General features: G+C 39.4%; 21 protein-coding genes and 3 tRNA genes. 19 read left to right on the top strand and 5 right to left on the bottom strand.

Annotated elements, in window-relative coordinates; translation table 11 throughout:
• Positions 1–561: 561 nt before the first annotated feature.
• On the bottom strand, positions 562–1,869 hold the full coding sequence (locus CBM24_RS21360) for a site-specific integrase (RefSeq protein WP_198385976.1): 1,308 nt from the start codon (positions 1,867–1,869) through the stop codon (positions 562–564).
• A gap of 188 nt (positions 1,870–2,057) precedes the next feature.
• A tRNA-Ile gene (locus tag CBM24_RS21355) sits at positions 2,058–2,131 on the bottom strand.
• An 89-nt stretch (positions 2,132–2,220) separates the two neighbouring features.
• Between CBM24_RS21355 and CBM24_RS21350 the strand changes: the two genes are divergently transcribed.
• From CBM24_RS21350 to CBM24_RS21315, 8 genes are all read left to right on the top strand, one after another.
• On the top strand, positions 2,221–2,853 hold the full coding sequence (locus CBM24_RS21350) for an HAD family hydrolase (RefSeq protein WP_175441966.1): 633 nt from the start codon (positions 2,221–2,223) through the stop codon (positions 2,851–2,853).
• Positions 2,854–2,943: 90 nt separating this feature from the next.
• Positions 2,944–3,138 (top strand): 30S ribosomal protein S21, encoded by a 195-nt coding sequence (gene rpsU / locus CBM24_RS21345; protein ID WP_088162637.1) that lies wholly within the window; start codon positions 2,944–2,946, stop codon positions 3,136–3,138.
• A gap of 101 nt (positions 3,139–3,239) precedes the next feature.
• Positions 3,240–4,121, top strand: a complete 882-nt coding sequence (locus CBM24_RS21340) for a tyrosine-type recombinase/integrase (protein WP_088162636.1) — start codon at positions 3,240–3,242, stop codon at positions 4,119–4,121.
• Between the two features lie 14 nt (positions 4,122–4,135).
• The gene (gene hpf, locus CBM24_RS21335; protein ID WP_088162635.1) at positions 4,136–4,498 is read left to right on the top strand and encodes a ribosome hibernation-promoting factor, HPF/YfiA family; all 363 of its coding nucleotides are present in this window, start codon (positions 4,136–4,138) and stop codon (positions 4,496–4,498) included.
• A 241-nt stretch (positions 4,499–4,739) separates the two neighbouring features.
• The gene (locus CBM24_RS21330; RefSeq protein ID WP_232475596.1) at positions 4,740–5,132 is read left to right on the top strand and encodes a DUF6686 family protein; all 393 of its coding nucleotides are present in this window, start codon (positions 4,740–4,742) and stop codon (positions 5,130–5,132) included.
• A gap of 374 nt (positions 5,133–5,506) precedes the next feature.
• A complete protein-coding gene (locus tag CBM24_RS21325; protein WP_075993930.1) occupies positions 5,507–6,034 on the top strand; it encodes a ferritin in 528 nt (175 codons plus the stop codon).
• A 223-nt stretch (positions 6,035–6,257) separates the two neighbouring features.
• On the top strand, positions 6,258–8,936 hold the full coding sequence (locus CBM24_RS21320; RefSeq protein ID WP_232475595.1) for a TonB-dependent receptor: 2,679 nt from the start codon (positions 6,258–6,260) through the stop codon (positions 8,934–8,936).
• Complete coding sequence (locus CBM24_RS21315; protein ID WP_312352184.1) at positions 8,933–9,904, top strand: NAD(P)H-quinone oxidoreductase; 972 nt, start codon at positions 8,933–8,935, stop codon at positions 9,902–9,904. Before CBM24_RS21320 ends, CBM24_RS21315 begins: the two co-directional genes overlap by 4 nt.
• Here CBM24_RS21315 and CBM24_RS21310 read toward each other — a convergent pair.
• A complete protein-coding gene (locus tag CBM24_RS21310; protein WP_075993929.1) occupies positions 9,893–10,756 on the bottom strand; it encodes an AraC family transcriptional regulator in 864 nt (287 codons plus the stop codon). The genes CBM24_RS21315 and CBM24_RS21310 overlap by 12 nt on opposite strands.
• 144 nt (positions 10,757–10,900) lie before the next feature.
• Between CBM24_RS21310 and fucP the strand changes: the two genes are divergently transcribed.
• The 8 genes from fucP (at position 10,901) to CBM24_RS21270 (ending at position 19,025) form a co-directional block, all read left to right on the top strand.
• Complete coding sequence (gene fucP, locus CBM24_RS21305; protein ID WP_088162634.1) at positions 10,901–12,166, top strand: L-fucose:H+ symporter permease; 1,266 nt, start codon at positions 10,901–10,903, stop codon at positions 12,164–12,166.
• A gap of 10 nt (positions 12,167–12,176) precedes the next feature.
• Entirely contained in the window at positions 12,177–12,509 is a 333-nt protein-coding gene (locus CBM24_RS21300) for an L-rhamnose mutarotase (RefSeq protein WP_046672141.1), read from the top strand.
• A 2-nt stretch (positions 12,510–12,511) separates the two neighbouring features.
• Positions 12,512–14,170: a UxaA family hydrolase gene (locus CBM24_RS21295; protein ID WP_075993926.1), complete on the top strand. Its 1,659-nt coding sequence runs from the start codon at positions 12,512–12,514 to the stop codon at positions 14,168–14,170.
• Between the two features lie 49 nt (positions 14,171–14,219).
• On the top strand, positions 14,220–15,533 hold the full coding sequence (locus CBM24_RS21290) for an alpha-L-fucosidase (RefSeq protein ID WP_075993925.1): 1,314 nt from the start codon (positions 14,220–14,222) through the stop codon (positions 15,531–15,533).
• Between the two features lie 2 nt (positions 15,534–15,535).
• Positions 15,536–16,300: an SDR family NAD(P)-dependent oxidoreductase gene (locus CBM24_RS21285; protein ID WP_075993924.1), complete on the top strand. Its 765-nt coding sequence runs from the start codon at positions 15,536–15,538 to the stop codon at positions 16,298–16,300.
• Between the two features lie 41 nt (positions 16,301–16,341).
• A complete protein-coding gene (locus CBM24_RS21280) occupies positions 16,342–17,199 on the top strand; it encodes a fumarylacetoacetate hydrolase family protein (protein WP_075993923.1) in 858 nt (285 codons plus the stop codon).
• Between the two features lie 25 nt (positions 17,200–17,224).
• A complete protein-coding gene (locus CBM24_RS21275; RefSeq protein ID WP_075993922.1) occupies positions 17,225–18,052 on the top strand; it encodes an amidohydrolase family protein in 828 nt (275 codons plus the stop codon).
• Between the two features lie 181 nt (positions 18,053–18,233).
• Complete coding sequence (locus tag CBM24_RS21270) at positions 18,234–19,025, top strand: SDR family oxidoreductase (protein WP_075993921.1); 792 nt, start codon at positions 18,234–18,236, stop codon at positions 19,023–19,025.
• A gap of 240 nt (positions 19,026–19,265) precedes the next feature.
• Here the strand turns inward: CBM24_RS21270 and CBM24_RS21265 are convergent.
• Positions 19,266–19,338 (bottom strand) — tRNA-Phe (locus tag CBM24_RS21265).
• Between the two features lie 42 nt (positions 19,339–19,380).
• A tRNA-Phe gene (locus CBM24_RS21260) sits at positions 19,381–19,453 on the bottom strand.
• Positions 19,454–19,640: 187 nt separating this feature from the next.
• Between CBM24_RS21260 and mnmA the strand changes: the two genes are divergently transcribed.
• The 3 genes from mnmA (at position 19,641) to CBM24_RS21245 (ending at position 22,575) form a co-directional block, all read left to right on the top strand.
• Complete coding sequence (gene mnmA, locus CBM24_RS21255; protein WP_046672147.1) at positions 19,641–20,732, top strand: tRNA 2-thiouridine(34) synthase MnmA; 1,092 nt, start codon at positions 19,641–19,643, stop codon at positions 20,730–20,732.
• A 184-nt stretch (positions 20,733–20,916) separates the two neighbouring features.
• Positions 20,917–21,981, top strand: coding sequence for a PA0069 family radical SAM protein (locus CBM24_RS21250; protein WP_088162633.1), 1,065 nt, complete (start codon positions 20,917–20,919; stop codon positions 21,979–21,981).
• A gap of 51 nt (positions 21,982–22,032) precedes the next feature.
• Positions 22,033–22,575 carry a GNAT family N-acetyltransferase gene (locus CBM24_RS21245; protein ID WP_088162632.1) on the top strand — a complete coding sequence of 181 codons (543 nt, stop codon included), beginning with the start codon at positions 22,033–22,035 and terminating at the stop codon, positions 22,573–22,575.
• Positions 22,576–22,622 lie beyond the last annotated feature (47 nt).

Here is a 22,622-nt window from a genome sequence, read left to right as displayed (position 1 = left end):
TATTATAACCTAATATAATTTGTTTTATAATATTATTAAAGTAAATCGATATGTTTTATAGTAACATTTGCACCTAATTTAGCAAAGAGATGAGCCATTCGGGAAATCAAATTCATAAAAGCTTTAGTTATTGTAATTTTATTGAGTAGTTTTTATTTATCAAAATTTGGTGTTGTTACACTACTGTTACAAATTTGTGGTGAAAATAATAAATATAAATTCATTAACTCAAGTAATATCTCTAAAAAAAATAGTAATATCATGTCTTAGCCGATACTGCCAAATCTAAGGTTAATGTTATTAGTCCATGTAGAATGGATAACTCAGACAACAGTTGACATTGCTATTAGTTCTTCGTCTTAGTGGTGTTGCAAATAAATACAAAACATGTAAAAAATACCAATGAAAATCCAATCCAAGGAGTTTTCATGCTAAGAGCAGTGAAAAGCCCAATTGTTGATAGTATACAAATGATAAAGAATAACAGAATTGTTTTCATAATATAAGATTAGGAATTATTTAAAAAGTATACTGGAACGAATAATTTCGTTCCAGTATACATTATGCAGCTTGTTTATTTTTATTCTTCTTTTTTGTAGATTTCTTCGGCTTATCTTTCTTAAACTCGATTTTTCTTAGAATTCTGATTACTTTTTTTTGAACATCATCAACAATTTTCCAGTCTTTTTCGATATAAATGTCAGTTACTCTATTTCCTTCATCGACGTGATTAAGAGCTAGTGAGACGTCATCTTTGTTTAAGCGACATCTATTTCTAGCAGTACTCGCAAAAGTATGTCTCGCCCAATATAGGGTAAGATTTTTAATTCCGGTTAGGTTACGTAGGTGGAGCATTCCCTTTGATAATGCATAATTAAGATAATTCGGACTTCTATATCGGTTTCGTAGTTTTTCGATATATTTTTCGAGAAGTGGCCTAGCTTCATCAATTATTCTAATGCTAATAAATGCATTATCTTTTCTTAAATCCTTTGTTTTCTTTCGATTATAATCTATTCTACCATTTCTGATATCTGATCTTTTTAAATAGTATAGATCTACAGCATTGATGCCACATAGATAGAATGATAGCATATAAAGTTCTTTGGCTAACTCAGCTCGACTGTTGGGTACTGTAGGCCAATCCCTTAATTTTAAAACATCATCTATTTCATTGTTTCTGTTTTTTGTTAGAGGGGGAGAACCTACCTTATATTTTGAAAAAGGATAATGTTTGATTCGATAGATGCCTAAATCTTCGTTATTGTATTTTCTCCTGGCCTCATTAAAGAGTGTTCTTAGATCTCTCATGTGGTTGTGAAGCCCACTGTCCGATAAACCTTTCTCTGTGGTTATTACCGAATTACCAAGTTGATTAATTCTAGTCATAGTTCTATCCGACTTCAGAAATCGTTCATACAAAAACAGCATGTTTGAATTTATTTCCTTTATGGATACAGTATGTCTTTTAAAATAATCAACAAGGCTATTGCAGATGGCTGTATGGTTCTTGGCTGTTCCGTTTCTTCCATCAGCTTTTAATCGTTCGATATGTTCCCTGCAAAATGATATGAATTCTACATCCTCATCCATATCTTTCAGGTAATCTTTTAAAGCTTCCGCTGTGAAATATTCAAGTCTCCCATCAAGTTCGCTAATTGCTTTACGGTACTCCTTGAGTTGGTCATTTAACTTGTCAAGAACAAAGGTGTCCTTGATCTTTTTTTCTTTGGTGAGTTGCTTCTGAACAACATAGTGGTTAGTATCCAAAAACTTTCTTTCCCCCTTGTGATAGACACAGATTTTTACATTGTAGGTGCCATCGGATTTCTTGTGGTGTTCATAAACTTTTGCGCTTACGGTTGCCATAATTTTTTTCTTTAGCACGTAAAAATTCCCGTTACATATTTGTTACATTTTTACGTGAAGTTCAACAAAAAACTATGCAAAACTGGCCAAATAGGGAAGGTATCCCATGGCCATTCCATCAATAAAGATTAATGGAAAGAAACGAAAAAAGCGGCTTTTTCGCATAGAAAAGCCGCTTTTTTGCTTTGTGCTCCCACCTGGGCTCGAACCAGGGACCAAAAGATTATGAGTCTTCTACTCTAACCGACTGAGCTATAGGAGCAGGTCTTTTGTTTTGTCAATTTAAACAGCTGTTGTGCCGTTTTGACGATGCAATTATCGATATTTGTATCGATATTTCAAAATAATTCGATGGAAAAAATTAAAAATATTGTTCTTGATTATGGGAATGTGATCTTTATGATCGACTTTGTAAAATTGAAAGATGCTTTTACTCAGTTAGGTATAGAAAATGTTGATGCCGTATTTGGACATCATGGTCAAAGTGCACTTTTTGATAATTTTGATAAAGGAAAAATTGATTCGACGCAATTTCGTGAGGGGATAAGAGAATTAACCCAAAATCCAGCACTGACGGACGCACAGATTGATACGGCCTGGAACAGTTTACTGATCGGTGTACCACAGGGAAATCATGAGATTTTAGTCCAGTTGAAAGATCGATACCGTACCTTTTTGTTAAGTAACAACAATGCAATTCATTATGCCTATTGTATGAATGATATTCATGAGAAATATGGTGTTGCCGACAATGAAGGTTTTTTTGAAAAGACCTATTACTCTCATTTGGTAGGGATGCGCAAACCTGATGCGGAGATTTTTGAATTAGTCATGCAAGAGCAACAATTGGATCCGGCGGAGACTTTATTTATTGATGATAGTCCTCAACATCTGGCGACAGCAAAACAATTGGGTTGGCATACGGCATTGTGTACGAAGGAGAAACCGCTAAGAATTTTGTTGGAAGAATTCGAATTGTTATAAAAAATAATTTTGTTTTCCTTTTTAAAAATAAATAGCTTACCTTTGTCCCACTTTAAATTTAAAAGCGGCGAAAGGAGGTATATATAACGCATGATTATCGTAAATGTAAAAGAAGGAGAATCTTTAGATAGAGCATTGAAACGTTTCAAAAAGAAATTCGAAAAAACTGGAGTTTTAAGAGAGTTGCGTTCACGTCAAGCTTACGAAAAGAGATCTGTAACTCGTCGCATTCAAGTGAAAAAAGCGATTTACAAACAAGCTTTGAATCAAGATGTAGCTAACTAATTGATTCGCTGAGAATTTTAAAATATAAAGGGAAAAGCAATGCTTTTCCCTTTTTTTTGTGCTTTTAAGTTTGTAATTTAAGCTATATAGCAAGGGAAAATATGTTGGAAAAGGAGTTTATTCGGTTTTTGCAGATTGAAAAAAGGTATTCAGAACATACGGTTATTGCCTATAAGCATGAGCTGGAGATGTTCCAGTCTTTTTTGGATCGTGAGGGACTGACTGTGCAGGATATCGTATACCGTGATTTACGTCATTATTTCGCGCAAATGGTAGAGTCCGGAAAAAATGCAAGTTCAGTCAACCGGAGTATGTCTTCAATGCGAACTTATTTTAAATTTTTGCAAAGAGAAGAGTGTATCGCGAAAAATCCCATGACGCTCATTAAAGCGTTAAAAACTGCTAAAAAACTACCTGTAGTCGTTGAAAAGGAAAAGCTGATGCGTTTATTGGATCAGATGGAACAGGAGCAGGATGGATTTGAATCCTGTCGCGATTATATGGTTATGGAATTGTTGTTCGGTACCGGGATTCGTTTGGCCGAATTGTTGAAAATTAAGGAGCAGGATATCGATTTTTTTAATAAAAATATTCTTATATTAGGTAAAAGGAACAAAGAACGCTTGGTTCCGATCAATAATCTTTTATTGAAAGAATTGAAAAACTATTTGCAACAAAAGGCGACGCAATTTGTTGATACTAATAACAGCTTACTAATCGTTACGAAAGAAGGAAAGCCGGCATATGCCAAGCTGATCTATGATATTGTACATCGGCAATTGACGCTGATTTCTACTCAAGGTAAGAGAAGTCCTCATATTTTGAGACATACTTTCGCAACGGCCCTGTTGGACAATGGGGCGGATTTAAATGCAATTAAAGAGCTGCTGGGGCATGCAGGGCTTGCGGCAACACAAGTGTACACGCATAACTCAGCAGAACGATTGAAGTCAATTTATAAACAAGCTCATCCAAAAGCTTAAAAAAAGGAGGAAAAATGAACATTACTGTGCAATCCATTCGATTTACTGCTGATCAAAAGCTAATCGAGTTTATCAAAAAGAAAACAGGAAAATTGGAGCAGTTTTTGGATTCCATTATTGGGGGCGAATGCTACCTGCGATTGGAAAATGTCGATGATGAGGCAAATAAAATTTCAGAAATTAAATTGAATATCCCGGGAAGCCAGCTTTTTGCGAAAGGGCAAGCGAAAAGCTTTGAGGAGGCGACAGATATTGCTGTAGAATCCTTGCGTAGACAGATTAACAAACATAAAACAAAGACGAAAAATACAGTTATCAATGGGCGTAATGAAGTTCTTGCCGTAGAGGAAGAAGAAGAGGAAGAAGAATACGATTAATAACTATTAAAATATAGAAATACATACAGGAGGTCAGTTGCTACTGACCTCCTTTTTTTTACCCGTCTATTGCAATTGGCTAGTAAGAACCTTGCGTGGATTTTCAGGTCTGTTGATCCATGCGAAATTAGGAAGGATTTATTTTGCATGAGTTGTTGGTAGGCTTATTTATATTAAATCAAAATAATCTTCTGTTTTACTTGGATTGATTATAAATAATATTTATTTTTGATCGATTTAAATGATAAGAGAAATAGAAATGTCAAAATTGGTTTGTCCGTTAGCAAATGTTGAGGAAGTTTTTTCAACCACAGCAGGTACAGTTTATCAATGTAGCCGCAAAAATTGTTTCTGGTTGGAATATAATAATGAAACAACTTCTTTCTCGGTATCGGATTTTTTGAAGTTTAAGAAGCGTATCGATGCGATTGATGTTGAGCACATGCTTCACGACACAACACGTTCATCGGATTTTGAAGTCATTATGCCTTTCCGTACCGAAAGGTGTTTCATCTTAGCTGTAGAGGATGTCCTTCAATTGCGCGAATTGTTAGATGGCGCTAAATTTATGATGGAATTGAATAGCGTAGTCAGAACTTGTTTGCAGGTTTCGCCATTTGCAGTTTTTGCATAAGGCTATACATATAAAAGAATTGAAAAAAGCGGTGTACGTCTGTGATGTACACCGCTTTTTGTTTGGAAAGACCTTATTTAATTTTAATTTAAATAAGTGTCAATGTGGTCTTCCTCTGGTTTTATTGACATTCAATGGTTTTTAGGCCTTTAAGCCACTTATTGTTTTAATTTATCGCTTATTGAAAGTGTCAATATTATGTATTTGTAATTGTATTGATTCTAAACAAGTTGCGGTTTCCATGTCTAATTTAGACTGAATTTGTATTGCATATTCTTGATACAGATTTTGAAGATCTACTGTATCTTTGTAGTGTAATCAGGTGATAATGTGTTTCACCTGTTGATATTTTAGAAATTAAACTTAAGGTAAATATGAAAGATTTATTGAAATTAAAATCTTCTTTGAAAGAAGAGATCGAAAATATATTGAATGCACAAATTAAAGTTGAAGCTCATTCTTCAGCCTTATATTTGGCAATGTCTTCATGGTGTGATGATCAAGGTTTGGAAAATGCTTCAGAATTTTTTGCGAAGCAATCCAACGAAGAGCGTGAGCACATGTTGAAGCTTTTCAATTATATCAACAACCGCGGTGGTCGTGCAATTTCTCCGGAAGTTACAGGTATCCCTCAAGATTTTGAATCGTTCCGTGGCGTTTTTGAACAAACATTGGAACAAGAGATGTTTGTTACTGAACAGTTCAACAACATCGCCGATAAATGTGCTAAAGCGAAGGATTATGTTACTTTTAATTTTGTACAATGGTTCTTGGAAGAGCAAGTAGAAGAGGAGTTTGTTGCAAGACGTATCCTTGAGTTGTTCGATGTGATTGGTGAAGACGGTACTGGTCGTTGGGAAATTGACAAACACCTCGTTAAGGTTGCCTTTGCGGGTGAATAATAAATTGTAAAAAATAGTGTAAAAAACGAGCTGTTGAGAAAACAGCTCGTTTTTTTATATACAAAATCACAACTTTTTACGTTAATAGCTTAAGAATTCTTATATTGAATTGTATTATTGCAAAGTCTATTTGATGGAACTAAGGGGCGGGAATATTATCCGGTTAGTACTTTTTTTAGCTATAACGAACTTGTTTTTTTTACCCAAAAGCGCTTTAGGGCAGGTGTCAAAAAAAGAAGTTTATGGAATTGTTGTAGATACTGCAGGAAGGCCCTTAAATGGCGTCAGTGTTCATCTGACGAGTTCTCGCGATACCTTGTTCTCATCCACTTCCGCAACAGGTTATTTTCATTTTAGTCGTGTACTCGGTAATGATATTCGTATTAGCTGTAGCCAGCTGGGCTTAAGTATATTGGAGCGTAGTTATCCGTTATATAATAGCACGACAGCTAAATTGGATGTCGGAAAATTGACCATGTTTCCCCATGTATCTCTTTTAAAAGAAGTTGTTGTACTGAAATATAAACCCATTGTATATAAGCAGGATACTGTTCAATTTAACCTAGATGCCTTTCAATTTGATCGTCGGGCACTCTTAGAAGAGGCTCTTAAAGCATTGCCCAATATACAGGTCTCCCGTGATGGTTCTGTCTATGCCTTCGGTAAGCCCATATCCTCTGTTAAGGTGGATGGAAAAAAATTCTTTGGTGGCGATGTGCTCACTGCTACACGTAACCTTCCTGCAGATTTTGTGAAAAGTGTACAGGTTATTGATTTTTATGGTGATGAGGCGACCGCAAAAGGAATTAAAAGTGCAGAATCTGAGAAAGTCCTGAATATCGTGCTCAAAGATGATAAGAAGAAAATTACTTTTGGTCAAGCCACGCTTGGCGGTGGTTCGGTAGATCGTTATTTGGGGAGTGCTGGGCTGAATCGTTTCAATGACGGTAAAGAGTACTCTGTTATCGCATCGGTGAATAATACGAATACCAATCTCTTTTCTTTCGGCTCTCCCAATGGAGGGGAGCGGGAACGGGAAATGGGCGAGCTAGCCGACTTTGCGGATCCAACGGATGGGGTCAATAAAATCGGATCTGTCGGGGGGAGTTTCTCTAGTCCACTTTCTAAAACGGTAACAGCAAGCGGTAAATATTCCTTTACGCAGCGCAATAATTATATCCAGGGAAATTCCTTATTACAATCGATATATGGATACGGCAAAGCAGCGAATAATTTGATTAGTAATTATGAAGACTACAAGATAAAATCAATCGATCGTATACATAAAATGGACTGGGATTTTGATATGAAGCTGTCGCCCAAAGATCAGCTTAAAATATCACCCAAACTATCTTGGACCAATTCGACCAGCAATACGTTAAAAGATAGAAGGATTCAAAATAATCGGTTGAGCAGTACGGGAAACTATGGCGCGGCCAATAGTACAGAAAGTCCTGCAGCGGCTTTAGATCTTTTTTACGTGCGAAGTTTTACTAAACCGGGGCGGAAAGTACTTTATACATTGCATACGGATTTTAATTCCCTGGATAAAGATGAGGAAGTGCGCGATTTTAATAGAGCGATCGACAGTAGCACGAATGTGCCAAAAATAACAGAGACTTATCTGAATCAAATGGTCCGTTCCAGCAATGAAAATAAAAATATCCAAAGTCGGTTGTCGTTGGTGGAGCCTGTTGATTTAGGTGGTACCTTGGAGATTAATTACGATTTCGACTATACCAAAATTGATGCTCGCCGCTCCACTTTTGATAATAACAATAATTTTAACAACGGCCCCATACTGGTAGACTCCCTTAGTTTGAAGTACGACTATTCCTTTGCTAGCAATAAAGTCGGCATGATTTATCGGCAAGATTTAAGCGAGAAAGTGAAAGTGAACTTCGGTTTTGCTGTTCAGCCTTCCGAATTAACGGGAAGTTCAACGGACAAACTGATAAAAACCTCCTATTCAAATGTTAACCTCGTGCCTTCTGCTGGATTGAAATGGAAGTTTACCAAAGAAGAGGATCTTTCCATGGACTATTATGGACGTAATAACCAGCCTAGCTTCTATCAGATACAGCCTGTGGTGGATAATACCAACACACAAAATATTGTGATCGGAAATAAGGATTTGAAATCCGAATTTGCACATAGTATTGTTTCAAAGTATCGGAAGTCCATTACACGAAGAGGGCAATATTTAGAAGCGAGTCTGGCTTTTAATTTGGTAAATGACAAGATTGTAGCAAACCGGACAATTGAACCTAATTCAACGATACAGAAAACGACCTATCGCAATACAGAAGGTTATTATGATATTAAGAGCTATTATTTGTTTACAGCTTCTTTATTGTCGGATAATTTGCAGATGAGCTTGAATGGTAATGCAGATTATTACAACAATATTTCCTATGTCAATGATAAAAAGAGCTTTGGTGGACACTTTTTGTTTACGCAGGCTCTTCAATTCCGCTATACCTGGAGTGATATCTTTGAAGCCGAATTAAATGGAAACTATTCTTTAAACAGGGCGACATTTGACTGGCCTGTACAAGATAATATCACGGCACATTCAGGGATTGTTGGGTTGGGATCTAAAGCTTATTTAGGGAAACATTTTACCATGGGACTTGAGCTTTCTCAAAAATTTAATGCGGGTTATTCGAGCTCATGGAACAATATTAATCCGACGATAATCAATGCCTATATGGAATATACTTTTGGAAGGAATAACTTGGGGATGTTGAGATTTCAGGGATTCGATCTGATGAATCAGAATACTGGTATTTCACGTGCCGTGGTGGGAAATGATATTTTAGATGTTCGGAACAATCGCCTGGCTCGTTATTTTATGCTTTCGCTCAATATAAGATTACAGAAATACCCGAAAAAATCATGATGAAAGCCGTCATTATTACTGAACCGGGGGGACCGGAAGTTTTGGAAGTCCGTGATGTGGAGATGCCGCAGATCGGTGAACTTGAAGTTTTGGTGGAAGTAAAGGCTGCAGGAGTGAATAGACCTGATGTCTTTCAGCGTAAAGGTAACTATCCGGCACCAGCCGGTGTAGATGGGCGAATACCGGGATTGGAAATAGCAGGGATTGTAGTCGCTAAAGGTAAGGATGTGGTCGATTGGGCTATTGGTGATCGTGTATGTGCGCTTGTTGCCGGTGGTGGCTATGCTTCCTATGCGAAAGTCTATCAGGGACATTGTTTACCTATTCCCGACCATTTGGGTTTTGCGGAGGCAGCCTCGCTGCCCGAGAGCGTTTTTACAGTCTGGGACAATGTCTTTCGAAGGGGTAAGTTGCAGGCCGACGATCATTTTTTAGTGCACGGTGGTGCTGGAGGGATTGGCAGTACGGCCATTCAGTTAGCGACCTTGTTTGGTGCGGTAGTATATACGACAGTCAGCTCATCTGAAAAGGCTAGCTTTTGTAAATCATTGGGAGCCAGTAAAACAATAAATTATAAAACGGAGGATTTTCTGGAGGCGCTGAAGCCTTTGGGAGTTGATGTTATTTTAGATAGTATTGGCGGATCATATTTTGAGAAAAATATCAATCTATTGAACCCTGATGGTCGATTGGTTTACATTAATGCGATGGAAAGCGCAAGAGTCGAGTTAAACTTGCTCAAATTAATGCAGAAACGGATTGTTCTAACGGGAAGTACGCTGCGGGCGAGAGACCGTGAATTTAAGCAAGTGCTACGGGATGATATCTGGTCTCAAGTATGGCCGAAGCTCAGCGTTGGCGATTTCAAACCTACCTTATACCGCGTGCTTCCTTTTGCGGAGGCTGCTGAAGCCCATCGATTGATGGAAGATTCAAGCTTATTGGGTAAAATTGTCTTAAGTTTTTGATCGCTGAAAGCTGAGCGGTGTAGTGCCAGTTACATTTTTGAAGTATTTATGGAAGCTCGAAAAGTTTTGAAAACCTGATTCAAAGCAGATCTGCTTCACCGTCTGTTTGTTTTCTATTAATAAATTGCAGGCTGTCTTCACACGCATTTCGATCAGAAACTGAAAGAGTGTTTTTCCGATTTGTGATTTGAAATAGCGGCAGAAAGAATTGGGCGTCATTCCCGTTAGGGAAGCAAGTTCCTGCAGCCGTATCTGGTCGCGATAATTTTCACCGATATATTGCATGGCAATCTGCATTCGGTTGGCGTCCTGATCTTGCAGCTGGATGGTAAAAGTGGGGCTCGTTAACAGATCATGTTGTTCTTCGGCCGAAATAAATTGTAAGATTTCTAATAAATGAATAATACGTGTGGTACCTGTTGCTGCCAAGATAGCGTCAATTAATTGCACAGTTTTTAGTCGGCTGCTCTCCAATAATGAAATGCCTCTTTTGGATACGCGTATAAGGTCTTTGATGGATTTATTTTCAGGTAAATTAATGAAATCATTTCCCCAAAAGTTTTCCTTAAAATGAATTACACGAATATCTGCGCTTTCTGCTCCTTCCTCTTGAAGATAAATTTCGTCAAATAACCAATAGTGAGGCAGGTTTGAACCAACAAGGGTAATATCGCCTGATTCAAAGCGCCGGACACTATCGCCAATAAATTGGGTGCCTGAGCCTTTGGCAAAATAAATTAATTCCAGTTCTTCATGGTAATGCCAAAGATTATGGTATTGGGGCGTATTGTCTCTTCTCGCGTTGAACGAATGCTCAAGATTGCTATTTAAATGAAGCAGCTGTGCTTTCATAATTATGAAATATATGCAGTAAAGTTACATAATTCAGTTTAGATATGGTAATATAGCTTAATAATTTGATAATATACTTGAATATTGTCTAGCATTTTTAAGCTTATTTTACATTAAATAACTACTTATAACCATTTGAAAAATATGACGAATAAAAAGAGTTACGCATTTGCCTTGATTTTGGTGACATCCTTGTTCTTTTTTTGGGGATTTATTCATAACCTTGATCCAATCTTAATTCCGCATTTGAGGAATGCGTTTAGTTTATCCCATTTTCAGGCTTCCTTAGTCGATTCGGCTGTATTTATCGCTTATTTTGTGATGGCGATTCCTGCTGGAATTATCATGAAAAGATACGGCTATAAAGCTGGTATTCTGATCGGATTGATCTTTTTTGCCATTGGCTGTTTTCTTTTTGTACCTGCGGCCAATACGATAAGTTATGTTTTCTTTTTGGGGGCATTGTTCGTTGTAGCCTGTGGTCTTACCATTCTGGAAACCGCTGCAAATCCGTATGTAGCGATTTTGGGAGATCCAGCTTCGTCGGCGCAAAGACTAAATTTTGCGCAGTCTTTTAATGGGTTAGCAGCCTTTGTTGCTCCGATTTTTGGGGGAAAATTTATTTTATCCCATGAACCCAAATCACAGGAAGAACTGGCGCAAATGGCTGAGCAGGCAAAGATGGCGTATATTCAGTCGGAAACAGCTGCTGTGAAATTGCCTTATGTGGTACTGGGGATATTGATCTTATTGATTGCTGCGTTGTTTTTCTTTACCAGATTACCTGATATCAAAGATGCTGAGGAAGAAGGTAGAGCCGGTTTTTTCCACGCATTGCGTCATAAAAATGTGCGTTGGGCAGTGGTGGCTCAATTTTTCTATGTGGGAGCGCAAGTTTGTATTTTAAGCTTCCTTGTATTATATGCAACAGAAGCTGCCGGAATATCGGGTAAGGATGGTGCCGATTATGCTGGGTTCGCTGGATTGGCTTTTATGTTGGGCCGGTTTATCGGTACATTTTTTATGCGTTTTGTATCAGCATCCAAGCTCTTGATCATCTATTCCGCTATAGCGATCGTTCTATCCCTATTTGTCATTTTCGGATCGGGTATTCAGACCCTTTATGCGCTGATTGGCATTGCATTCTTTATGTCCATTATGTTTCCGACAATATTCGCGTTTGGTGTACAAGGTATTGGTGCCGATACCAAATCTGCTTCTAGTTTGATCGTCATGTCTATTGTAGGTGGTGCTTTATTGCCTCCAATATTGGGTTTTATCTCCGATAAAACGGGACATTTCCAATACGGCTATTTTGTACCATTGGTTTGTTTTATTGTTGTCTTATTGTTTGCTTTCCAAAATAGAAATGTCAGTATTGCGGAAACAGAAAATCTTAAATCACATTAATTAGTTAGTAATGAAAAGATATGTCATGGCCTTGGATCTTGTGGACGATCCACAATTGATCAAGGAATATGAGGATTACCACCGCGAAGTGTGGCCGGAAATAAAACGCTCGATTCTGGATGCAGGTATTCTGCAGATGGAGATCTATCGTTTTGAAAATAGATTGTTTATGAACATGGAGGTGGGTGAAGATTTTTCATTTGAGAAAAAATCAGCTATGGATGCTGCCAATGAAAAAGTTCAGGAATGGGAACAGCTGATGTGGAAATATCAGGCGGCTATTCCGGGGGCAAAGCCAGGAGAGAAATGGGTAATGATGACGAAAATATTTGAATTAGTATAATTATGGCTATACAGCGCTATTTACAGATCCATCCAATGGATAATGTCCTTGTTGCATTACAGGACTTGGCTGAGGGAACAACAATTGTTTTTGAAGGTAAGGAATTTACATTAAAGCAAGCTGTTGCTGCCAAACATAAATTCACGATCCAGCCAATGGAACAAGATACAGAGATATTGATGTATGGTGTTCTGGTAGGGAAATTGAATACTCCTTTAGCTGAAGGGGAACTTATTACCACCGAAAACTTGCGCCATGCGTCGGAAGATTTTAGAATGGGCAACCGTAAGACAGCTTGGACAAAACCTGATGTTGCTGCATTTAAAGATAAAACGTTCAATGGATTTCACCGTTCAAATGGGACTGTTGGAACGGCCAATTACTGGTTGGTTATTCCGTTAGTTTTTTGCGAAAACAGAAATGTATTGACCTTGAAAGCTGCTTTTGAGGAGAAGCTGGGCTATAAAGTAAAAGCAAATAATTACGTTTCCGAGGTCGAAGATCTCATCGGCTTATATAAGTCTGGTGCTGATGTAAATGCGATCCTTAGTCAGGATCTGCTTGCTAATTCGACTTCCAGTGAGCAGGAACGCCTATTCAAAAATGTCGATGGAATCAAGTTTTTGAATCATGAGATGGGATGCGGTGGAACGCGTATGGATTCGGATGCATTATGCGGTCTTTTGGCTGGCTATATTACCCATCCGAATGTTGCGGGGGCAACCGTATTGAGTTTAGGATGCCAGCATGCGCAGGCTTCTATTCTGAAGGCGGAAATTGAAAAGCGAAGCCCTGGTTTTGATCGCCCGCTATATATTTTCGAGCAGCAGAAAGAAGGAACTGAAAAGGAACTTATGCAAAAGGCTATTAAAGCAACTTTTGCGGGGATGATGCAAGCTGATAAAAATGAGCGCAAACCAGCCACATTGGACAAATTGTGTATTGGACTGGAATGTGGTGGCTCGGACGGATTCTCGGGTATCTCTGCTAATCCTGCGCTCGGTTTTGTGTCGGATATTTTGGTGACTTTAGGCGGATCGGTGATTCTGGCGGAGTTCCCTGAATTATGTGGCGTGGAACAGGAGTTGAGTGATCGTTGTATCGATGAGCCAACTGCGGAGCGTTTTATGTCGCTGATGCGTACTTATAATGCAAAAGCCGAGGCTGATGGCTCGGGTTTCTATATGAATCCTTCTCCGGGAAATATTCGTGATGGCTTAATTACTGACGCGATTAAGTCTGCAGGAGCAGCCAAAAAAGGAGGAACCTCACCTGTTGCAGCAGTGATTGATTATCCTGAATTGGCCAACGGTCCGGGGTTAAACTTATTATGTACTCCAGGTAATGATGTGGAAAGTACCACTGCAGAGGTGGCCGCAGGTGCCAATATCGTCTTGTTTACGACTGGCCTAGGTACACCCACGGGTAACCCGATTACACCGGTTGTGAAACTTTCAACAAATACCAAAACTTTTGAGAAAATGCCCGATATCCTGGATCTGAACTGTGGTACCATTATCGAAGGTACAGAGACTATTGAGGAAGTTGCACATCGTATTTTGGATTATGTGATAGAAGTTGCTTCCGGTGAAGTGCAACCAAAAGCGGTGTTGTTGGGGCAAGACGATTTCATTCCATGGCGTAGAGGTGTTTCATTGTAGTTGAGTATAATGAGTTTATTGAAAATCCATGACAACTAATTATTTACATATGAAACTTAAACATGTAATCTGTGGTTTGGCCTTGCTGATGGGATCTGTATCCGCGAGCTATAGCCAGCAACATTATCAACCGAGTCCCGAAAATTTAAAAAATAGGGAATGGTTTGAACAATCTCGGTTTGGTGTTTTTATCCATTGGGGGGTATATAGTGTGCTGGGAGATGGTGAATGGGTCATGAATAACCAAAATATCAGTTTGGATGAATATGCATTGCTGCCTAAATTTTTCAATCCAATTTCCTTCAATGCGAAAGAATGGGCGAAGTTATTTAAACAGGCCGGAGCAAAGTATATCACCTTTACTACCAGGCATCATGATGGGTTTTCGATGTGGGATAGCCAGATTTCGGATTATAACGTGGTGAAGAAATCGCCCTTCAAACGCGATATTGTGAAAGAGTTGGTGGAAGCTTGCCATGCTGAAGGGATAAAAGTGATGTTCTACTATTCACTTTTGGATTGGCACCGGGATGATTATCTACCCGTTGGTAAAACGGGCGGCGGCATTGCGGGCCGCGATTCAACAAAAGGGGATTGGAATCATTATGTCCAGTTTATGAAAAGCCAATTAACGGAGCTGTTGAGCAATTATGGCAACATCGATGGGATTTGGTTTGATGGTCATTGGGACAAGCCCAATGAAGATTGGCATTTCAAAGAAATCTATGAATTGATTCATAAGTTACAGCCACAATGTTTGGTGGGTAACAATCACCATTTGGCACCATTTGAAGGTGAAGATTTTCAGATGTTCGAACGTGATTTACCTGGGGAGAATACCACTGGGTTCGGCACGAAAGCACATGATGTTGGGATATTACCGAAGGAAGTATGTGGAACAATTGCTGGATCGTGGGGATTTGAACTGAAAGATCGGACACGAAAATCTTTTCAGGAAGTGCTGAAATACCTGGTCAAGGCAGCTGGTCATGGCTCCAATTTATTGCTCAATGTAGGTCCAATGCCGAACGGTGAGATTCAGGACTATCAACAGGAGCGTTTGAAAGAACTTGGAAAATGGCTATCGCTTTATGGTGAAACAATCTATGGAACAGAGGGGGGAGCGGTGTCGCCAACAGACGATTATGCGTTGACAAAAAAAGGAAACCAGGTGTATCTACATGTGTTTAAAACGGATAAAAAGGAATTGTTGATCAATAACCTGCCTTATCAAGTGAAAAAAGTAAGCACATTTATCGGAAAGAAAGAGATTAAGTTTAGTCATAAGAACAATAGTCTACGCGTGGATTTGCCAACATCGACAGATGAAGCAGATTTGGTATTGACATTAACAATTAAATAACAATGGGAAAATTAGAACAAAAAGTAGCTGTAATTACCGGTGGTGGTAGTGGGATAGGCCGTGCGATCAGTCTGCAATTTGCTGCAGAAGGAGCAAAAGTTCATATTCTGGATTTGAATGAAGACGGTGGTAATGCGGTGGTTGATGAGATCTTGGCTTTGGGTGGTCAGGCTGTGTTTAATCGTTGTAATGTAACTGATCAGCAAGAAATTACTGCTATAGCACAAAATATCGGAAAAATTGATATTTTAGTAAATAATGCAGGTATTGCTCATGTTGGTAATTTGGAAAATTGTCAATCAGAAGATTTTGAGCGTGTTTTTAATGTGAATGTTAAGGGCGCTTATAATGCATTGCATGCTATCGTGCCGATGATGAAAGCGCAAGGTTCTGGAGCAATCCTTAATCTAGCATCCATCGCTGCATGGGTTGGTATCACGGATCGTTTTGCTTATTCGATGAGCAAAGGTGCTATTTACGCGATGTCAATGTCTGTTGCAAGGGATTACATGGCATACGGTATTCGTTGCAATAGCATTTCGCCTGCACGTGTACATACGCCATTTGTCGATGGATTTATCGCAAAAAACTATCCTGGAAAAGAGGAAGAAATGTTTGAAAAATTATCAGCAAGCCAGCCAATAGGCCGAATGGCACAACCGGAGGAAATTGCCAAATTAGCACTTTTTCTGTGTAGTGACGACGCGGGCTTTATTACTGGGAATGACTATCCAATTGACGGTGGTTTTATTAAATTGAACAATTAAAAAGCTAAAAATAAAATATCTATTATCTCAATACTATAAAAATGAAATTAATACGTTTTGGAGCTCAAGGCAAAGAGAAAATCGGTGTTCAGATCGATGGTGTAAATTACGATGTAAGCGCATTTGGTGGTGATTACAATGAACAATTCTTTGCTGAGGATGGTGTAGCTCGTTTAGAAGAATTTGTGAAGGCAAATGAAGGTAAGTTGATTGAAGTTCCTCAAGACGAGCGTATCGGAGCACCTTTTGCCCGCCCATCCAAAATTGTTTGTATTGGATTGAACTATTTAGACCATGCAAAGGAAACCAATGCACCTATTCCTGCTGAACCGATCATCTTTATGAAATCGACCACTTCGTTGGTAGGGCCATACGATAATGTCATGATTCCTAAAGATTCTTTAAAAACAGATTGGGAAGTGGAATTCTGTATCGTGATCGGCAAAAAAGCCTCTTATGTAGAAGAGCATGAGGCCTTAGATTATGTAGTTGGTTATGTGTTGCACAATGATGTTTCCGAACGTGAGTATCAGTTGGAGCGTGGCGGTACCTGGGATAAAGGAAAAGGATGTGATACTTTCGCACCAATGGGACCCTTCATGGCGACAAAAGAGGAAATCAAAGATATCAACAATGTGCGCCTATGGTTAAAGGTAAACGGAAAAACCTATCAGGATGGCAATACCAAGGATTTGATCTTCTCGGTAGCACATGTGGTATCGTATGTGTCTAAATTTATGACCTTGTTGCCTGGCGACGTTATTTCAACAGGTACACCTGCAGGTGTTGGGTTAGGATTTAATCCACCGATTTACTTGAAACCCGGTGATGTTATCGAGTTAGGAGCAGATGGTCTTGGGGAGTCCCGTCAGACTGTTGTAGCGTATTCAAAAAATTAATTGCTCATCAGGTTTTCATTTTATTATGCGTATAGATACCCATCAGCATTTCTGGAAATTCGACCCAATTAGAGATCGTTGGATTACCGAAGAAATGCAGGTCATAAGACGTGATTTCAGCCCTTTGGATATTCAGTTTGTGCTTGAACGAAATGGATTCGGAGGGAGTGTTGCTGTTCAGGCAGATCAATCCAAAGAAGAGACTGCTTATTTGGTTCAGCTGGCTAATGATTATCCTTTTATTAAAGGCGTTGTGGGCTGGATTGATCTTCAAGCAGCAGATATTCGACAACAGTTGGATGCCTATCAATCAGATACGGTCATCAAAGGATTTCGTCATATTGTTGAAGGAGAAGCGGATCCTGATTTTCTTATCCGCCCTGCCGTACTAAATGGACTGAAGGCATTGGCAGATTATGGTTATACTTATGATCTGCTCATCCGTCCACGTCATTATGTAGCAACGCTAGATTGTGTGCAGCAAAATCCAAATCTACAATTTGTGTTGGATCATATTGCCAAACCGCCAATCAAGTCGAAAGCATTTGATGAGTGGGCAGCGTTTATTGATGCGCTATCGGCTTTTCCGAATGTTGTATGTAAAGTTTCTGGACTTGCCACAGAGGCCGATTGGGAGGGATGGAAGCTTGATGATTTTAAACAATATCTGGAGCATATCTTTGCACGTTTTGGAAAGGAGCGCATTATGTATGGGTCAGATTGGCCGGTATGTCTATTGGCGGCATCTTATGAAGAAAGTATTGCCATAGTTGAAGATAAACTAGGGCAATTTACAGCTGCAGAGAAGAACGCATTTTGGGCAGAGAACGCTATACGTGTATATAATCTTTAAAAGGAAAAACTTCAGTATATTATGAAAGGGAAAAATAACATGCTGAAGTTTTTTATTGGCCAAGAAGCCGGATAAATGGGCTGAATAACGTCAATATAAAATTAATCAATAACCAGAGAACGAGTTCATTGTTGCGAATGTTAAGCACAATCAATGAAACAAACCATTCAATAAAAGTATTATGGATCTTCATTTAAGAGATAAAGTTGTTATTGTTACCGGCGGAGCAAAAGGTATCGGGCGGGCCGTAGTTCATGCCTTAGCTAAAGAACAGGCTATTCCGGTCATTGTTGGCCGTAAACAGGCGGATAATGAAAAAGTCAAGCAAGAAATCAAGCAATTTGGTGTGGATGCACTCTGTATTGAAGCAGAGTTATCTAAACCCGAAGATTGTGAACGAGCAGTCCAAAAAACATTGGAAGTATATGGCCGTATCGATGGTTTGGTGAATAATGCTGGGCAAAATGATGGTGTCGGATTAGCATCAGGTAATTATGAAAAATTTGTTGTTTCTCTGCATAAGAACTTAATTCACTACTATCTGATGGCACATCATGCCTTGGATGCATTGAAAGCTTCTAAGGGCAGTATTGTGAATATTTCGTCCAAAACTGGCGAAACAGGACAGGGGAATACCTCGGCTTATGCGGCATCCAATGGCGGACGCAATGCGCTTACACGCGAGTGGGCTGTAGAATTGTTACCTTACTCGATTCGTGTAAATGCCATTATCGTGGCAGAATGTGCCACTCCGCAATACGATACCTGGATTCAAACCTTATCGAATCCGGAGGAGACCTTGAAGAAAATTACGGATCGCATTCCATTGGAGCATCGCATGACGACAGCAGAAGAAATAGCCGATACAACAGTCTTTTTGCTGTCTAACAAGTCAAGTCATACAACTGGCCAATTGATTCATGTGGACGGCGGCTATGTGCATCTGGATCGCTCTATTATTGCTGAATCGTAGCAGAGCAGCGATTGGATTTTGGAAATTAAACTTGTGTGGTTTTTAAAGAGACAACTTTGTTCATTTCCAAAATCCATGAGCGTTTTTTGATATTGCCCTTCAATCAATGAAAACACCTCCCATCGAACTCGGGTAGTAGTGGTATGGTGAATGTTCTACATAGCGAAGACGAAGGGGAAGTTGTATGAAATGCAGTTAGCTAAAACAAAAAAAGCCTGTTCAATGAACAAGCTTTTTTTGTGGTGCCACCTGGGTTCGAACCAGGGACACAAGGATTTTCAGTCCTTTGCTCTACCAGCTGAGCTATGGCACCAGTTGACCTTTTATTTAAATCTGTGATCATCAGATTGAAGCGTGGTGCCACCTGGGTTCGAACCAGGGACACAAGGATTTTCAGTCCTTTGCTCTACCAGCTGAGCTATGGCACCGCTTTTTGCTATGGGTTTGTTCCCCTATTGCGATGCAAATATAGTCCGATAATTTGAATTCTAAAACTTTTATGGAGATTATTTTTATACTTTTTTCGAACGTGTTGATTTTGATCGAGATAAAATTACAAGAAACTAACATATAGGAAAAGGAATAAGCTGTATCTTTGCATTTCAATAATTAGAGATGAGTAAAAGAGGAAGAGTTTTAGTTGCAATGAGTGGAGGGGTAGATAGCTCCGTTGCTTCTGTCATGCTCCACGAACAAGGATATGAAGTTATCGGTATCACGATGAAGACATGGGATTATGCATCCGCAGGTGGTTCGTCGAAAGAGACCGGATGTTGTAGCCTTGATAGTATCAATGACGCTCGTACATTAGCCGTAAACTATGGTTTCCCTCATTATATATTAGATATACGTGATGAGTTTGGAGATTTTGTGATTGATAATTTTGTAGAAGAATATATTGCTGGACGCACGCCTAACCCATGCGTATTGTGTAATACCCACATCAAATGGGAGGCTTTAATGAAACGTGCTGACAAATTGGACTGTGAATTTATCGCTACCGGGCACTATGCCAATATCCGTATGCACGACAATGGTCGCTATGTGATATCAAAAGGTAAGGATGAAAATAAAGATCAATCTTACGTTCTATGGGGTGTGTCTCAAGAAAACCTTGCGCGGACGCAGTTCCCTTTAGGATCTTTCACGAAAAAGGAAATTCGTCAGATGGCTTTGGATATGGGACAAAAAGAATTGGCCAATAAGTCTGAAAGTTATGAAATCTGTTTCGTTCCTGACAACGACTACCGTGCGTTTTTGAGACATAAGGTGCCAACATTGGATCAACAAATTGGTCCAGGTAATTTTATCCTTTCCGATGGTACCGTCGTCGGTAAACATATTGGCTACCCTTATTTCACCATCGGTCAACGTAAAGGCTTAGGTATTGCCTTAGGTAAACCGATGTTTGTGATCGAAATCCTTCCAGAAAGTAATACGGTGGTATTGGGTGAAGAACACGAACTTGAAAAGTCACATGCCTATGTTCGCAATGTGAACTTTGTGAAATATGCCGGACTGGATCAACCGATGGAAGCAATTTCAAAGGTACGTTATAAAGATTCTGGTGCTTTGTCGACCATCTCCCAAGAAGGCGATAAAGTACGCATTGATTTTGTACACAATGTGAAGGGTATTGCTCCTGGACAATCGGCCGTTTTTTATGAAGGCAATGATCTACTCGGTGGTGGTTTCTTAATGAAATAAGAAGAAGCTGGATTGAGATCTAGCATAAGAATTTTAATCCCTATACTGTCTTTACAGTATAGGGATTTTTATTTGGTTTAAAATGCGACTTATCTGGGCTTCAAACTCGAAGATATTCACCTTCCGCTATAAAGATTGAGAAATCTTAATTTGTTATTACTAATAATTTTAGTAATTTTAACTTATGAATTCGTCAGAATATTTTAAGGGTAGAGGGGCACAGATCAATCCTAATAACAAATTTTCTTCTAACCAATACGTGCAGGAGCATGTTGAAGGGCTGGATGAGGAGTTTTTGGGGGCCGAAAAAACACAATTTATTCCGACTCATCCAAAATCCATTATTTCCAAGTCAAATAGTCCGGATCTCCGTTTTGAAAGATCCATTAATCCCTATCAGGGCTGTGAACATGGGTGTATTTACTGTTATGCGCGCAATTCGCATGAGTATTGGGGTTTTAGTGCAGGATTGGATTTTGAGCGTAAGATCTTGGTAAAACATAATGCCGCTCAGCTTCTCGAACAGGAGTTTAGAAAATCGAGCTATCAGCCCGATTTGATTATGCTTTCCGGTAATACAGACTGTTATCAACCTATTGAACGGAAGCTGGGTATCACACGTTCGCTTTTAGAATTGATGGTCAAATACCAGCATCCGGTCTCTATCATCAGCAAAAATGTACTGATGCGGCGGGATTTTGATCTTTTGCGTGAACTTGCAGCACGCAATCTGGTTTCCGTTGCAGTAACCATCAATTCGTTGCGCGAGGAGGTACGTCAGAAAATGGAACCACGTACTGCAACGGCATCGGCCCGGTTGAAACTGATCGAGGGATTGACAGGGATTGGTGTACCCGTCATGCTGATGATGGCACCCATTGTTCCGGGGATCAATAGTGATGAGATTTCAGATCTGATTCGTTCGGGGGCAGATGCGGGCGCAATTACAGCCTCTTATACCATCGTGCGGCTCAATGGACAGATCGGTGGTATCTTTAAGGATTGGCTCTATCAGAACTACCCTGACCGTGCTGAGAAGGTATTACATTGGATTGAAGCCTGTCATGGTGGAAAAATTAACGATACCGATTTCGGGCGGAGGATAAAAGGGGATGGTCATATGGCCGAGAGTTTACAGCATTTATTCAAGCTTTCTGTCAAGAAATATATGAATAATGGGACGCTCCCATCCTTGAGAAGGGATCTTTTTCGCTTACCCGATGCAGGCACACAGCTGGGATTGTTTTAGTTATTAGTGTCAAATGGCAGCAGAAAATAAGCCATTTGTGTAATTTTAAAAATGGAAATTAAAACAGAACGGCTCAAGCTCAGATCCGTAGAGAAAATAGATTTGGAAAATATCCATTCCCTATTAATGTACCCTGAATCTGCATTGTTTAATCCGAGTGGATTTCCGGATGGAATAGCCCATACGGCGCAAATGGTGGAAGCTTGGTCAGCGCAAATCCATGAATCCGATGTCCGAAAGGATTATACCTTTTATATAGAAACTCTAGAAGGAAGGGAGTTTATTGGTCTAATTAATATCAGCGTTGTCAAGCTACGCTATCGAAATGCAGAAGTATGGTTTAAGCTTGTTCCGACAATGTGGAAGAAGGGCTATGCAACAGAGGCATTGAACCGAATCCTGACATTTGGTTTCAAGGAACTTAATTTTCATAGAATTGAGGGCGGTTGTGCGGTTGAAAATATCGCTTCCGCTAAAGTAATGGAGAAAGTCGGCATGGTCAAAGAGGCCCGCAGACGCAAAATTTTGCCGTTAAAAGATGGTTGGAGCGATAATTATGAATTTGCTATTCTCGAGGAGGAATACCCGCTTTAAATTTTAGCAAAAAAGCCTTACTCATGCAATGAATCAGGCTTTTTTTA

It is taken from the genome of Sphingobacterium sp. G1-14, from assembly GCF_002196555.1.
GTDB lineage: Bacteria > Bacteroidota > Bacteroidia > Sphingobacteriales > Sphingobacteriaceae > Sphingobacterium > Sphingobacterium siyangense.
This window is presented reverse-complemented; position numbering and strand designations above follow the sequence as displayed.